Source organism: Sorangium sp. So ce176 (assembly GCF_051519835.1).
Taxonomy (GTDB): domain Bacteria; phylum Myxococcota_A; class Polyangia; order Polyangiales; family Polyangiaceae; genus Sorangium; species Sorangium cellulosum_G.
Genome location: NZ_CP150371.1, coordinates 9,074,514 through 9,088,566, shown reverse-complemented (window position 1 = coordinate 9,088,566; position 14,053 = coordinate 9,074,514). Strand labels below are relative to the sequence as shown.

General features: G+C 73.3%; 13 protein-coding genes. 4 read left to right on the top strand and 9 right to left on the bottom strand.

Going from position 1 to position 14,053, the window contains the following annotated elements; genetic code table 11:
• Nucleotides 1–3 precede the first annotated feature (3 nt).
• The gene (gene dnaB / locus WMF42_RS34400) at nt 4–1,506 is read right to left on the bottom strand and encodes a replicative DNA helicase (protein WP_061611046.1); all 1,503 of its coding nucleotides are present in this window, start codon (nt 1,504–1,506) and stop codon (nt 4–6) included.
• A 428-nt stretch (nt 1,507–1,934) separates the two neighbouring features.
• On the opposite strand from dnaB, the gene WMF42_RS34395 reads away from it, so the two are divergent.
• Nucleotides 1,935–2,825 (top strand): PfkB family carbohydrate kinase, encoded by an 891-nt coding sequence (locus WMF42_RS34395; protein WP_437687190.1) that lies wholly within the window; start codon nt 1,935–1,937, stop codon nt 2,823–2,825.
• A gap of 107 nt (nt 2,826–2,932) precedes the next feature.
• Here the strand turns inward: WMF42_RS34395 and rplI are convergent, their stop codons facing one another.
• From rplI to WMF42_RS34365, 6 genes are all read right to left on the bottom strand, one after another.
• Nucleotides 2,933–3,385, bottom strand: a complete 453-nt coding sequence (gene rplI, locus WMF42_RS34390; protein ID WP_061611044.1) for a 50S ribosomal protein L9 — start codon at nt 3,383–3,385, stop codon at nt 2,933–2,935.
• Between the two features lie 10 nt (nt 3,386–3,395).
• A complete protein-coding gene (rpsR, locus tag WMF42_RS34385) occupies nt 3,396–3,716 on the bottom strand; it encodes a 30S ribosomal protein S18 (protein ID WP_061611043.1) in 321 nt (106 codons plus the stop codon).
• A 3-nt stretch (nt 3,717–3,719) separates the two neighbouring features.
• On the bottom strand, nt 3,720–4,256 hold the full coding sequence (gene rpsF / locus WMF42_RS34380) for a 30S ribosomal protein S6 (protein ID WP_061611042.1): 537 nt from the start codon (nt 4,254–4,256) through the stop codon (nt 3,720–3,722).
• A gap of 109 nt (nt 4,257–4,365) precedes the next feature.
• Nucleotides 4,366–5,037: an aminoacyl-tRNA hydrolase gene (gene pth / locus WMF42_RS34375; RefSeq protein WP_061611041.1), complete on the bottom strand. Its 672-nt coding sequence runs from the start codon at nt 5,035–5,037 to the stop codon at nt 4,366–4,368.
• A 130-nt stretch (nt 5,038–5,167) separates the two neighbouring features.
• Nucleotides 5,168–5,854: a 50S ribosomal protein L25/general stress protein Ctc gene (locus WMF42_RS34370; protein WP_061611040.1), complete on the bottom strand. Its 687-nt coding sequence runs from the start codon at nt 5,852–5,854 to the stop codon at nt 5,168–5,170.
• Nucleotides 5,855–6,061: 207 nt separating this feature from the next.
• Entirely contained in the window at nt 6,062–7,006 is a 945-nt protein-coding gene (locus WMF42_RS34365) for a ribose-phosphate pyrophosphokinase (RefSeq protein ID WP_061611048.1), read from the bottom strand.
• Nucleotides 7,007–7,179: 173 nt separating this feature from the next.
• Between WMF42_RS34365 and ribF the strand changes: the two genes are divergently transcribed.
• The 3 genes from ribF to WMF42_RS34350 are packed head-to-tail and all read left to right on the top strand — an operon-like array spanning nt 7,180 to nt 11,633.
• Nucleotides 7,180–8,181 carry a riboflavin biosynthesis protein RibF gene (ribF, locus tag WMF42_RS34360; protein ID WP_061611039.1) on the top strand — a complete coding sequence of 334 codons (1,002 nt, stop codon included), beginning with the start codon at nt 7,180–7,182 and terminating at the stop codon, nt 8,179–8,181.
• A gap of 58 nt (nt 8,182–8,239) precedes the next feature.
• Nucleotides 8,240–10,603 carry a DUF4912 domain-containing protein gene (locus WMF42_RS34355; protein ID WP_437687186.1) on the top strand — a complete coding sequence of 788 codons (2,364 nt, stop codon included), beginning with the start codon at nt 8,240–8,242 and terminating at the stop codon, nt 10,601–10,603.
• A 58-nt stretch (nt 10,604–10,661) separates the two neighbouring features.
• Nucleotides 10,662–11,633 carry a hypothetical protein gene (locus WMF42_RS34350; RefSeq protein WP_061607039.1) on the top strand — a complete coding sequence of 324 codons (972 nt, stop codon included), beginning with the start codon at nt 10,662–10,664 and terminating at the stop codon, nt 11,631–11,633.
• A gap of 6 nt (nt 11,634–11,639) precedes the next feature.
• Here WMF42_RS34350 and WMF42_RS34345 read toward each other — a convergent pair whose 3' ends face one another.
• A complete protein-coding gene (locus tag WMF42_RS34345; protein WP_061607038.1) occupies nt 11,640–12,590 on the bottom strand; it encodes a hypothetical protein in 951 nt (316 codons plus the stop codon).
• A 10-nt stretch (nt 12,591–12,600) separates the two neighbouring features.
• Nucleotides 12,601–14,034, bottom strand: coding sequence for a protein-disulfide reductase DsbD family protein (locus tag WMF42_RS34340; RefSeq protein WP_061607037.1), 1,434 nt, complete (start codon nt 14,032–14,034; stop codon nt 12,601–12,603).
• Between the last annotated feature and the right edge of the window lie 19 nt (nt 14,035–14,053).

Below are 14,053 nucleotides of genomic sequence, written 5' to 3'. Positions count from 1 at the left end.
CCCCTACTCGTCGTCCATCAGCTCCGGGTAGTCGCCGGGCGCGAGATTGTCGAACCGGGTGCACGACGAGGTGAACCGCGTCAGCACCTTGCCCGTCGGCCCGTTGCGCTGCTTGGCGACGATGAGCTCCGCGATGCCCTTCTGGTTGGTGGTCTCCGCGTTGTAGTACTCGTCGCGGTAGATGAAGATGATGTTGTCGGCGTCCTGCTCGATCGCGCCCGACTCGCGGAGGTCGGAGAGCTGAGGGCGCTTGTCCTTGGTGGTCCGGGTCTCGACCGCGCGGTTGAGCTGCGACAGCGCGATGACCGCCAGCTTGAGCTCCTTCGCGAGCTGCTTCAGCCCGCGGGAGATCTCGCTGATCTCCTGCTCGCGGCTGTTCACGCCGTCCCGCCCCTTCATGAGCTGCAGGTAGTCGATGACGACGAGCCCCACGCGCCGCCCCGGGTGGCCGTCGCTCGGCGCCCGGTCGTACTCGGCCTGGATGCGCCGCACCTTGGCCCGCAGCTCGAGGAGCGAGATCGCCGGCGTGTCGTCGATCCAGATCGGCAAGGTCGACAGGAAGGACGCCGCCTCGGTCAGGCGGCGCCAGTCGTCGGGCTGCAGGAAGCCCTGGCGGAGCTTGCCGACATCGACGCGGCCCTCGCTGCAGACCATACGTGTCGCGAGCTGCTCGCGCGGCATCTCGAGCGAGAAGACGGCCGCGCCGAAGCCGGGGTCGTGCCGCTCCACGCCGTGCCTCGCGTCGTCGGGGCCGGGCGAGCTCACCGTGCGCGGCGACGCGACGTTCACGGCGAGGTTGAGGACGAACGACGTCTTGCCCATGCCGGGGCGCGCCGCGACGATCGTCAGGTCGCCGTCGTGCAAGCCGGCCGTCTTCGCGTCGAGCTTCTCGTACCCCGTCGAGATGCCCGTGATCCTGTCGCCGCGCTCGGCGGCCGCTGTGATCTGCTCGAACGCGGCCTTGAGCACCTGGGCGATCGGCTGCGTCGACGTGCCCTGCGGCGTGCGCGCGAGCTGGTAGACGGACTGCTCCGCGCCGTCGATGAACTCCTGCACGACGCCGACGTCGCCGTACCCCTCGGCCGCGACGCGCTGGCACGTCGCGATGAGCTGGCGTACGCGCCACTTCTCGTACACGACCCGCGCGTGTGCGCCGACGTGGGCGACCGCCGGCGTCGCGTCCGCGAGCTGGGCCAGGTACGCCGCGCCGCCGACCTGGGCAAGGCGCTCCCGGTCGCGCAGCCAGGACGCGACCGACACGATGTCGATCGGCGTGCCGGCGGCCGCGAGCTCCTGCGCGCCCTCGTAGATGCGGCTGTTCGCTTCGCTGTAAAAATGCTCCGCCTTCAGGATCTCGAGCACCCGATCGAGCGCGTCGCGGTGCAGCAGGATGGCGGAGAGCACCGCCGCCTCGGCGTCGAGGTCGTGCGGCGGCACACGCCCGGCGACGATGGGGGGCTCGACCCTCTGAGGCCGCTGGCCGCGGCGCTCCATCATTCTCATCATCCGTGCATCTCCTCCCCACCGATTCCCCCCATCCCGCCCCGAGCTTTTCCACAGGAGCCGAAATGGGCGACGCCCCGAAGGCGCAACGGTCCTTCGGGGCGTCGGGTGCAGGGTCGATTTCCGTCTATCAGAACATGGGCAGCCCTGAGAAGGGTTTCTGTTTGCATCGCAGTGAGCGTTCGTGCGGTGGCCATCCCAATGCAGGCTCCACGTTCATGGGGCGCCCCTCCAATCGCGGCGGAGACGCCGCGCGTCCAGGCGAGGCGCCGCGGGCGGCGAGGCATGGAAATCGCGCAACCCCGGTCTCGTCGCCATTTCCCTTCGCGCTTGACTGAGCTGCGATGGCGCCTTGCGCCCGGCCATGAACCATCACGGGAGCCGCCATTGTGGATCACAAAACGCGTCAAACAAGGATTGAACCCGCCGAGGTGGTCTGCGTTGGTGAAGCGCTGTGGGACCTGATCGCGCCGGAGGGCGTTCCGCTGGAGCAGGCGAAATTGCTGCGCCGCGTTCCCGGCGGCGGCGCGGTGAACACAGCGACGGCGCTCGCCCGGCTCGGCGTGCCGTCGGGGCTGTGCGCCCCGGTGGGCGACGACGCGCTGGGGCGCGGGCTGAGGGATGAGGTCGCCGCGGCCGGCGTCGACGTGAGCCGGCTTGCCCTGGGCGCGGCGCGCACCGGCCTCCTGTTCGTCGCGATCGAGCGAGGCGAGGCGCGTTTCCTCGGGTACAGGCAAGGCGACATCGAGGCGCGCGCGCTCGCCGCGGCGATGCCGGCGCGATGGCAGACCCGGGTCGTGCACTTCACCGGGATCGCGCCGGCGCGCGGGGCGGTCGGCGCGGTCGTGCGGGCGGCCGCGAGCGCGCGGCGCGAGGGGTGCGCCATCTCGGTCGACGCGAACGCGCGCCCGCGGATGTGGCCGCGCGCCGAGCGCGCCGCGGGCGAGCCAGGCGCCGGCGTGCGCGGCTGGTTCCGGCTCCTCGGCGAGGCCGATCTCGTGAAGTGCAGCGCCGGCGATCTCCATGTGCTGGGGACGACGGCGTGCGCGCTCCGCGACCGCCTGCGCCCGGACGCGACGCTCGTCGTCACCGACGGCGCGCGGGCGACGCTCGTGCTCGGCCCGGGCGGCGAGCGCTCGGTCGCGCCGCGCCCTGTGCGTCCGCTCGATCCGACGGGCGCGGGCGACGCGTTCTGCGCCGGGATGCTGGCGAGCCTCGTGTGGCAAGAGCGAGCGGCGTGGGCGGACGCGACGCTCATGCTGCGCGCCGTGGCGCGGGGGCACGACGTCGCGCGGGCGTGGGTGAGGCGAAAGCGGGGATGAGGTGGAAGCGCGGGCGAGCCCGCGCTTGGGGGGACGGGGTGGAAGCGCGGGCGAGCCCGCGCTTGGGGGACGGGTGGAAGCGCGGGCTCGCCCGCGCTTCCGGGCGGCTACTTGGCGGCGACCGTGACCTCGACCGACGCCGTGATGGACGGGGCGAGGCGGATCGTGACGGCGTGGGCGCCGAGCGACTTGATCGTGTCGGTCTCGATGCGGCGCCGGTCCACGCTGAAGCCCTGCGCGGCGAGCGCCTCCTCGATGTCGCGCGCGGTGACCGAGCCGTACAGCTTGTCGCCCTCGCCGACAGGGCGGCTGATCGTGAGCTTGACCTGGCTGAGCTTGCCCGCGAGCTGCTCCGCCTCGGAGCGCGTCTTGGCGGCGCGCGACTCGGCGACCCGCTTCTCGTGCTCGATCCGGGACACGTTCTCGGCGGTGGCGCCCACCGCGAGGCCGCGCGGGATGAGGTAGTTGCGCGCGAAGCCCGGGCGAACCTTCACGAGCTCGCCGCTCTTGCCGACGTTGTGGAGGTCCTCGGTGAGGACCACATGGATGTGGGTTGCCATGATCGACCTCCTACGCCGTCACGGTGAACGGCAAGAGCGCGATGTTGCGCGCGCGCTTGATCGAGAGGGTCACCTTGCGCTGGTGGCGCGCGCAGTTGCCGCTGATGCGGCGCGGGACGACCTTGCCGCGCTCCGAGATGAAGTACTTGAGCGCCTGCGGGTCCTTGTAGTCGATGACCAGCGCCTTGTCCGCGCAGTAGCGGCAAACGCGCTTCCGGCCCGTGCGGCGGCGCCCGGGGGCGTCCGCGTTCAGGTCGGGCGTGCGACCGAAGTCGCGATCGTCGTAATCACCGCCGCCGTTGCGGCCCATGTCGTTGTTGCGGCCGTTCATTGCTCAGCTCTCCTCCTCGTCGGTCGCGCCTTCAGCCTCGGCCTCTTCGCCGTCCTCGAGATCCGGCGGGGCGGCCTCGGAGCTCCGGTCGACGCGGCGCTCCGGCTCGATCAGGCCGAGCTGACGCTCGCGCGAGTCGTCGCGGTCGTCCTCCAGCGGCGTGAGCTCCAGGCGCTCGAACTTCACGTCCTCGTCGGCGATCGTGACGCCCTCGGCCTCGACGTCGTTGCGCACGAGCACCGTCTGGTACTTCAGCACGCCGTCGAACAGGCGCAGGTTGCGCTCGATCTCGGAGACGACCTTCCCGCCCCCGAGGTACTTCAGGTACACGTACACGCCGCGGCGGTGCTTGGCGATGTCGTAGGCGAGGCGGCGGCGCCCCCACGTCTCGACCTTGGTCAGCCGGCCGGACTCGCGGCCGACGACCTCGGCGAGGCGCGACCCGATCCGCTCGGCGCCGTCGGCGTCGATGTCGGGTCGCAGGATGTAAATCGTCTCGTACTCTCTGGCGCGCCCGGGCGCCGTTACCTGTCGGCTCATTCCGTCTTCCCTCTCGGACAACGGCCCCGGGGCGGCGCCCCGGAGCGAGGAAAGGAGCAGCGTGTCGAGCGACGCACCGGCGCGCGCGACACGCTGACTCCGTCGAGGATCAGGGCTTCTGCGTCGGGGGGAGGGGTCCCCTCTCTCCCTTCGCGGCCGGGGCTGGGTCTGTCGACCCGTCCCCTTCGCCCTTCTGCCTCTTGCCCGGCTTCGGCCGGGTGTTTCGAACATTCATCGCGGCGTCGAAGCCGCGGGCGGCGACTTCTAGCACACTTTGGACAGCTTGCTTCAAGCAGTCGGGCAGCCCCGCGCGCTCGACGGCGTCGAACCCCGACAGGACGTAGTCCGCGACCTCGCCCCGGAAGCCGGCGGGCGGCCGGCCGATCCCGAGGCGGACGCGCCCGAAGTTCCCCGTCCCGCAGTGCGCGATGATCGAGCGCAGCCCGTTGTGCCCCGCGTGGCCGCCGCCGACCTTCAGGCGGACCGTGCCGAAGGGCAGATCGAGCTCGTCGTGGAGCACGATCAGCCCGGACGGCGCGATCTTGAAGAAGGCCATGGCCGGCTGAACGCTCCGCCCCGACTCGTTCATGTAGGTCATGGGCTTGAGCAGGATCGCCGGCTGGCCGGCGATCTCCGCCTTCGCGTGCACGCCCGAGAATTTCTCGCGAAACGGGTCGGCCCGGACCTCCTCGGCCAGCGCGTCGACGGCCATGAAGCCGACGTTGTGCCGGTGAGCGGCGTATTCCTTGCCCGGGTTTCCCAGGCCGACCACGAGCAGCATGACGGGCGGGTTCTGCTGAGTCCTGAAAGGAACGAGGACGGGGCGCCGCGCGCGGGCAGGCAACGCGGGCCGCGCGCGTCTCGCCGCGAAGCGGGCCGCTCGCGTCTCGCCGCGCGGCCCGCTCCCGGGTTTACTTCTTGTCCTTCTTGTCGCCGGCCGGAGCGGCGCCGCCCTTCGCGGGAGCGGCCCCACCAGCGGCCGGAGCAGCCGCCGCGGCGGGCGCGCCGGCAGCCGGCTTCGCCTCTTCCTCGGCGCCGGCCTTCTCGGGCGCGTTGATCACGGCGATGGTCTGCTCGTCGGCGAGCAGCGTCTTCACCCCCTCGGGGAGGTTCAGCCCGCTGGCCTTGTACGACTCGCCCATGTCGAGCTCGGTCACGTCGATCTCGATGAACGACGGGATCTTCTCCGGCAGGCAGCGCACCGGGATGGTGCGGAAGATCTGCTGGAGGACGCCGCCGGTGACCACGCCCTTCGGCTTGCCGACGCAGCGGAACGGGATGTGGACGTCGACGGGCTGGTCGAGCTTCACCTGGATGAAGTCGGCGTGGACGAGCTCCCGCGAGACCGGGTGGTAGTCGTAATCGCGCACCATGACGGTGAGCGTCTCGCCGTTCTCGACGGCCAGCTCGACCACGGAGTTCTTGCCGTGGTCGGAGCCGAGCACCTGAAGGAGCGCCTTCGGCGAGACGGCGACCGAAATCGGCGCGAGCTCGCGCCCGTAGGCGATGGCGGGAATCTGTCCGGCGCGGCGCAGGCGGCTCGACGCGCTCTTGCCGCTCTCCTCGCGCCTCGTGGCGTTGAGCTTGATGATCTCCATGACGACGGCTCCAGAAGTGACCCGGGGGGTTCGCGACGCGCGGTCCGCTCCGGCGTAGGGTGCGGCGCTATAGCAAAACGGAGAAGAGAAAGTCGAGTCTTCGTCGCCGGTGGGCGCGTTTTGTGGCAGGGGCGCGGGGGCGACCTGCGTCGCCTGCGCACCTGTCACCCCGGAGGCCCAAGGCGGCCGCCGGGCGCGCTCGGCCGGTCAGACGAAGAGCGAGCTCACCGAGTCCGAGTGGTGGATGCGGCGGATCGCCTCGGCGAGCAGCCGCGCCACCGAGACGACCTTGAACTTGCCGGAGGCCCTCGCCTCCTCGGTGAGCGGGATCGAGTTCGTCACAACCACCTCGGTGAGGGGCGACTCCTTGATGCGCTCGACCGCCGGGCCGGACAGGACCGGGTGCGTCGCGCAGGCGGCGACGCTCTTCGCGCCCTGCTTCATCAGGGCGTTGGCGGCGTTGACCAGGGTGCCGGCGGTGTCGATGAGGTCGTCGAGGATGAGGCAGTTCTTGCCGGCCACCTCGCCGATGATGTTCATGACCTCGCTCTCGTTCGCGCGCTCGCGGCGCTTGTCGATGATCGCGAGCGTGCCCTGGAGGCGCTTCGAGTAGGCGCGGGCCCGCTCCACGCCGCCGGCGTCCGGCGAGACGATGACGACGTCCTTGCCGTAGTTCTCGCGGAGGTGGTGGTCGAGCAGCGCCGGCATCGCGAACAGGTGGTCGAACGGGATGTTGAAGAAGCCCTGGATCTGCCCGGCGTGCAGGTCGAGCGCGACGATCCGGTTCACCCCGGCGGCGACGATGAGGTCGGCGACGAGCTTCGAGGTGATCGGCGTCCGCGGCGCGACCTTCCGGTCCTGGCGGGCGTAGCCGTAGTACGGGATGACCGCCGTGATCGAGCCGGCCGAGGCGCGGCGGAGCGCGTCGACCATGATCAGGAGCTCCATCACGCTGTCGTTCACCGGCGAGCAGGTGGGCTGCACGACATAGGTGTCGACGCCCCTGACGTTCTCCTGGATGACGCAGAACGTCTCGCCGTCCGAGAAGCGCGACACGCGCGACTTCCCCATCGGTTGCTCGAGGACCTGACAGATTTCCTGGGTCAGCGCGAGATTGGCGTTGCCGGAGAAGATACTGACTCTCTTGAACACGGCGCGCCTCCAGCCCATTTGCGGGAGCGCGGCTCTATCAGCCTGGCATGGGGCCGTCAAGCGACTCCGTCCACCGGACGCTCGGCTGTACGGGCGTATCGTGCCCGCGGCTTCTTTCCCGGCTCGCTTCCCACCGCTTTTCGTTCGGCGTGGCTTCGGGTTAGGTAGCGGCTGTGGAGCATCTCGCTGCCGCCGCGGGCGGGCAGGGTGGGCGCGCCGCGGTCGAGCCGCGGGGCAGCCTCGTCATCATCGGCAACTTCGACGGCGTTCACCGGGGACACCAGGCGCTGCTCGCCGACGCGGCGCTCGACGCGGAGCGGCGGGGGCTCGATCCGGTGGCGCTGACGTTCGCGCCGCACCCGGCGAGCGTCCTTGGCCGCACCCCGCCGCCGACGCTGACGGCGCTGCCGCGCAAGATCGAGCTGATCCGCCGCGTGCAGCCGGCGATCCGGGTCGACGTGGTGACGTTCGACCGCGCGTTCGCGGCGCAGACGCCGGAGGAGTTCGTGCGGCGCGTGCTGCTCGACCGGCTCGCCGCGCGCGTGGTGCTCGTCGGCGCCAACTTCCGGTTCGGCCACGGGCGCGCCGGGGACTTCACGACATTGGGGCGCCTCGGGGAGGATCTCGGCTTCGAGACGCGGTCGCACCCGCTCGTCGGCGACGCCGAGGGGGCGTGGTCGAGCACCCGCGTCCGCGCGGCCATCGCGCGCGGGGACCTCGGCGCGGCCGAGCACATGCTGTCCCGCCCGCACATGCTGTCCGGCGTCGTCGCGCAGGGGGCCAAGCGGGGCCGGACGATCGGCTTCCCCACGTGCAACATCGACGAGATCGCGGAGGCGCTCCCGCCGTTCGGCGTCTACGCGACGCTCGTCGATCGGGTGACCCCGTCGGGCCGCGCGATCGCGCTCGCCCGCGGCGTGGCGAACCTCGGCGTGCGGCCGACGGTCGACGCGTCGAAGCAGGCGCGGCCGAACCTCGAGGTGCACCTCTTCGGCGTCGACGAGGATCTCTACGGCGCCTCGCTGCGCGTGCACTTGATCGCCCGGCTGCGCGAGGAGCGGCGGTTCTCCGGGCTCCCGGAGCTCAAGGAGCAGATCGCGCGCGACGCCGAGGCCGCGCGCGCGCGGCTCGCGTCGCTCGTCGAGGATCCGGCGGCGGAGGGCGCGTTTCGCTGAGCGGCGCCCGGCGGCGCGCGACGGTGGTCGCGCGTCGGATGTGGTAGCGTCCACGGCGATGGAGCGCCGGGAGCTCGACGGGCTGACGCGGGAGGAGCTGATAGCGCGCGCCGAGGGGCTCGGGGTGCCGCGGCCGCGCGTGCTCACGAAGGCCGAGCTCGTCGACGAGATCCTGGCGCGCGCCGCGCAGAGCGAGCCGGAGCGGGCGCGCCTGCGCGGCTTCCTCGGGCGGGCGCGGGATCTGCTCTCGCGCGTGGTCGAGCGCGGCCTGCACATGCCGGAGACCGCGCGCGCGCTGCGCGGCGAGCCCCCGCCCGAGCAGTGGCCGCCGCCCGCGCCGACGCCGCTGCCCACGACGACGCTGGCCGAGATCTACGCCTCGCAGGGGCACACGGCCCGCGCCATCGCGGTGCTCGACGAGATCCTGGCGCGCGCGCCGCAGCACGAGGAGGCGCGGCAGCTCCGCGCGCGGCTGATCGAGAAGGCGCAGCGCGAACAAGAGGAGGGGACGGGCGCGGCGGGGGCGAAGGACGAGGAGGAGACGGACGAGGAGGACGAGGAGGAGACGGACGAGGACGTCGGCGCGGAGGAGATCGCCGACGCAGAGGCCGCGGAGGAGATCGCCGACGCAGAGGCCGCGGAGGAGATCGCCGACGCAGAGGCCGCGGAGGAGATCGCAGACGCAGAGGCCGCGGGCGCGGAGGCCACGAAAGGCGCTGCTCCGGAGGCCGCCGACGTCGCGGGCGCGGAGGCACCCGGCCCTGTCGCGCTGGTCGAGGCCCCGGCCGCCGACGGGCAGGCCGGAGAGCCCGAGGCGGTCTCCGAAGCGCCCGCCGTCGCTCCGGTGCCGTCGCCGCGAGACCTGCCGCCCGCGGAGGCTCCGGCGCAGGCATCGCCGGTCGCGGAGGACAGCCGCGCGGGCGCGGCGCTGAGCCTCGCGGCCATCGTGCAGGACGAGCGGGCGGAGATGCCGGCGCGGTACGACGTCGACGAGATCGTCGGCCTCGCCGTCGATCCGGAGACGCTCTACCTCTACTGGGAGGTGCGCCCCAGGACGCTCGCGCGAGCGCGCGCGCGTCGGTCGGATGGGCAGCTCGTGGTCCGCGTGGTCGCGGTGCTCCCGAGCTGGGAGAGGCCCGTGGTCGAGCAGCGCGACCTCGCGATCGACGCGCTCTTCGGGGACATGTTCGTGCGCGACATCCCGGCCGGCGCGCACCTCCGGATGTGCACAGGCTGGCTCGCTGGCGACGTGTTCGAGCCCTTCGCGGTGGGCCTCGAGGTCGCCGCGCCACGCGCGCTGCCGGTCGCGCCGAGGCCGTCTCCAGCAGAGCCCGTTGCTTCCGGGCCCGCGGCGCTGCCGGACGAGATCCCGTCGGGCAGCCTCATCGCCGCGAGCGATCCGGAGCCGCACGTCGAGGGGGCCGCCGGCGATGTGTGCTCCCCGGCGTCCGGTGCGCTCGACGTTGTCACGGTGTCCGAGGAACCTTCGGGGGTCAGCGGCGGGGGCGGGACGCCTGCCGCCGTGGCAGGAGCGGCGCCGCACGCAGCGCCGCCGATCGCGCCTGCGCCGCCTTCGAGCGCGCCGGCCGCGAGCGGCGACGACGTCGCTGCGGAGGCGGCTGCGTCCGTCGCGCGTGGCGACGTTGTCGCCGAGGCCGCCGCGCCGGCCCGGGGCCGCGACGCCGCTCCGCACGCTGCCACGCCGGCGGCGAGCCGCGACGAGGCGGCGGCTGCGCCCTCCGCGAGTCCCGGCGCATCGGCGGAGGCGGTCGCGTTCGAGGCGGGCGACGCGCGCACCGAGGCCACCGCATCGGCCTCGCCCCACGGCGCCGCACCCGAGACCGCCGCATGGGCGCCGCTCCAGGGCCCCGCTGTCGACGTGGGCACGACCAGCCACGGCGCGCCGGGCGGCGCCGCGGGGACGGGGCGCCTCTCCCCGAGCGCGGAGCCTCCCCGCTTCCCCTCGGGGACGGCGCCGACCCCGGAGGCGATCGCGCGCGCTGTCGCGGCGACCCGCGGCGGGACCAGCGAGGGCCCACCCCGCTTCCCCTCGGGGACGGTGCCCACCCCGGAGGCGATCGCGCACGCTGTCGCGGCGACCCGCGGCGGGGCCAGCGAGCTCGGTCGGCGGGGCGGCGGGGGCGCCGGCCCCGGGCTCGGGCCCGGCGGTCCGCCCCACGCGAGCGAGGCGCTCCGGCGCATCGGCGCCGAGGGGGCTCGGTCCCTGGGCGGCGGCAGCGAGCTGCGAGGCGTGGGCGGCGGCAGCGAGCTGCGAGGCGTGGGCGGCGGCAGCGAGCTGCGAGGCGTGGGCGGCGGCAGCGAGCTGCGCTCGGGCGCGGGATGGGCACGCCCCCTGGGCGGCGGAACCGGGCTCTGGCGAAGCTTCGCCACCGGGGCGCGCGCGCCGTCCGGGGGCCGCTGAGCGAACCGCGCAGCGCGCCGCACGCAACTGGCGGCGCGCGGCGGTCGACCCAGCTCGCGTGCGAACGAACCACCGATCCCTCCACCGCTCCGCCCTCTTCCTCCTCGGCGCGCTCGCGTGCGCCCTGCCCGCGCCGCAGGCGCGCGCGGACCTCCCCTCCGACGACGAGCCCACCGCGCTCGACGCGCGCATGGACCGCCTCGACACCGCGCCCCACGAGCTCTGGGCTGCGTCCCCGGGGCGCGCGCAGCCGCTCTGGATCGCGGTCCAGCTCGGGGTCGCTCGGCTCGAGCGCGGCGAGCGCTCCGTCAGCGGCATGCTGCTCGCGAGCATCCCCCTCGAGCGGACGTCCGATCGCCCGCGCGCGCCGCCTTCCCCCGCCGTCGCCGAGCCGGAAGCGCCCCGGCTGAAGCCTGCCGCCGAGGCCCCGGGCGCGCCCCGCGCCGCGCCGGCGCTCGAGCTCCCCGAGGCGCCTCCCGCGCCGCCCGCCGAGGCGGAGCCGCAGCTCCCGCTGCCGGTCCGGGTGACGCCGGCGATGGCGCGCGCGGCCGTCGAGGCGGCGCTGCGGCAGGCGCGCCTGCTCGACCCCGGGGCGCGCATCGACGCGCTCGCCTCGCGCGCCCGGACGTCGTCGCTGCTCCCGGAGCTCCGGCTCCGCGTCTCGCGCCTCGTCGACGAGGCGGAGAACCTGGCGCCCACCGAGTACGACCCGGCGCGCAGGACGGCCTCCGGCGGCACGAGCCTCTGGCTCGAGGCGCGCGCGACCTGGCGGCTCGACCGCCTGGTCTTCGTCGATGAGGAGATCGCCCTGGAGCGCCTCCGCCGCGAGCGCACCGAGCTGCAAACGAAGCTCACGGCGCGCGTGATCGAGCTGCTCTTCGCGTGGCAGCGCGCCGTCGCGCTCGCTGCCGACCCGGGCCGGAGCCCCGAGGAGCACCGCGCCGCGACGCTGGAGGCGCTCGAAGCCGAGGCGTCGCTCGATCTGCTCACCGGCGGCTGGATGACGCGCTGGCGCGCCGCGCGCGAGTGACCCCGGCTACAGGATTGTCTGCGAGAGCGTCACCTTGCGCTTGCCGGTCCCGGTGTCCCCGTCGGCATCGGTGACGGTCACCTCGACGTCCACGACCTTGCCGAGCAGCTCCTCGATCTCCCGCTCCCCGTCCAGCCGGAACCGCAGCCCCGAGAGCTTGCAGAAGCCGCCCTCGTCCTGGTCCAGGGTGAAGATCACCCTGAGCGGCTCGATCTCGTAGTCGAGCTCGGGCACGACGCCGCTCACCACGGTGGTCGAGCCGGACCGGCGGAGGTTCTTGACCCGGGTGGCGATGAAGATGTGGTACCCGCCCTGCGGCCCCGCCTCCACCTGGACCTCGTCGAGCTCCTCGAGCGGGAAGTAGTCGGCCTGCCCCTCGCCGACGACAACCACCGGCGCCCCGGCGCCTCCCGGCTTGCAGAGGTCCGGCTCCGCGTCCGCCTTCCACGAGGGGTCGTACGGGTCGAGCTGCCGGGGATCCACGAAGGGAGCGCTGCAGCCGCCGGCGACGCAGGTCTGCGGCGCCGGGCACGTGGCGGCCCCGGGCGCGACGACGCACTCCCGCTCGAGGCGCAGCTCCAGCAGCGTCGTGCGGCCGCCGATCACCTGGGTCATGGCGGTGCGGACGAGCACCGGCCTGTCCGGGTCCTCGGCCCCGAACGCCTCCAGCGAGACCTCCACCGCCGTCATGTCGTCGAGGTCCTTGAAGGCGAACTCCCGGGGGAAGAAGAGCTGCCCGCTCCGGTGCGTCATCACGTCGTCGCGCACGAGCTCGCCCGCCGCGCGCAGGACCACGCGCATCCGGTCGATGTCGACCCCCGGGAGCAGCTCGCTCGTCACCCCGACAACCACGGTGCCGGTCGGCGGGGCCCCGACGCTGCAGCCGGAGACGACCAGCAGGAGACCGAGGGCGCAGAGGAAGCCGCGCGCGAGGGCGGCGGGCAGGGAGGGGCGCATGGCCGCGGCGCTACTCGATGCCCTCGAGCGCGGCCAGGAACACGTCCGGGCCGACGAAGTCGTTGAAGCGCTTCCGTTCGGCCCCGGTGGAGTCGTAGATCACCACCGTGGGCAGGCCGACGACCCGGTACTTGCCCTTCACCGCGTCGACCTGCGGATCCTCGTCGTCCGTCGCGTCGACCTTCACCGCGACGAAGTGCCCCGCCTTGGCCATCACGCGGGGATCCGAGAAGGTGTCCTTGTCGAGCTGCTTGCAGGCGCCGCACCACTCCGCGGTGAAATCCACGAGCAGCGGCCGCTTCTCCGCCTTCGCCTTCGCGACGGCCACCGGCTCCTCGTGCAGCCACGTGAGCTGCCGCGGCGCGGCCTCGCCGGCCACCGCCGCCGGGACGGGCGAGGCGAGGCGCGGCAGGTCCAGGCTCGCGACGAGCAGGAAGCCGCAGGCGACCGTGAGCGCGATCCCGAGCCCCTTGCGGACCTTCACCCCGAGGCCGCCGTCGTCCCAGGACAGGTGCACCGCGCCGAGCGCGAGGCCGAGCGCCACGAGGCCCGCCATCACCGCCATGAACTGCGGCGTGGGCCGCGCGAGCGACGACAGCGCCGGGAACGTCGTCTTCAGGAAATAGAGCGCGACGATCAGCATCACGATCCCGAAGAACGACTTCACCCCGAGCATCCACTTGCCGCCCTTCGGGAGCGCGACAGCGAACGTGCCGACCAGCCAGAACGGCAGGCCGAGCCCGATCGAGAACGTGGCGCCGACCAGCGCGCCGAGGCCGATGCTCTGGGTCTTGCCGATCCACAGGATGATGCCGGTGAGGACGGGCCCGGTGCACGGCGCGGCGACAAGGCCGCTCACCAGCCCGAGCAGGAACGCGCCGCCGTAGCCGATGCCGCCGACCTGCGAGAGCCGCTGCATCAGCGTGTCGGGCAGCGTCATGTCGAAGGCGCCGAACATGGACAGCGAGAGCGCGATGAACACCATCGCGATGCCGACGATGACCCACCGGTTCGCCAGCACGCTGCCGAACAGGCTCCCGGTGAGCGCCGCGATCACGAGCATCGCCGTGAAGAGCACGACGATGCCGAGCACGAAGCTCGTCGAGAGCAGCATCGCCTCGCGCCGGGACTTCGCCTCCCGCGCCCCGAAGATGCTCACCGTGATGGCGATCATCGGGTAGACGCACGGCGTGAGGCACGTGAGCAGGCCGCCCGCGAGCGCGGCGAGCCCCGCGAAGAGCGGGCCGGCCTGGAGGCCGCGGGTGAACAGATCCGGCTCGTCGGCGGCCAGCGCGAGCCCCGGGGACGCGAGCACCGCGAGCGCGATCAGCGCGACAAGCGCGCGATCCGACGCGCCGAGCGTACCGCGCGCGCCGCGAGCGGCGCGCTGAAGACCCGCCGGCGCGGCGCCGGCGCTCCCCTGGAGACGAGTCGAAGCGGTCATGACGGAGGTTCTATAGCAA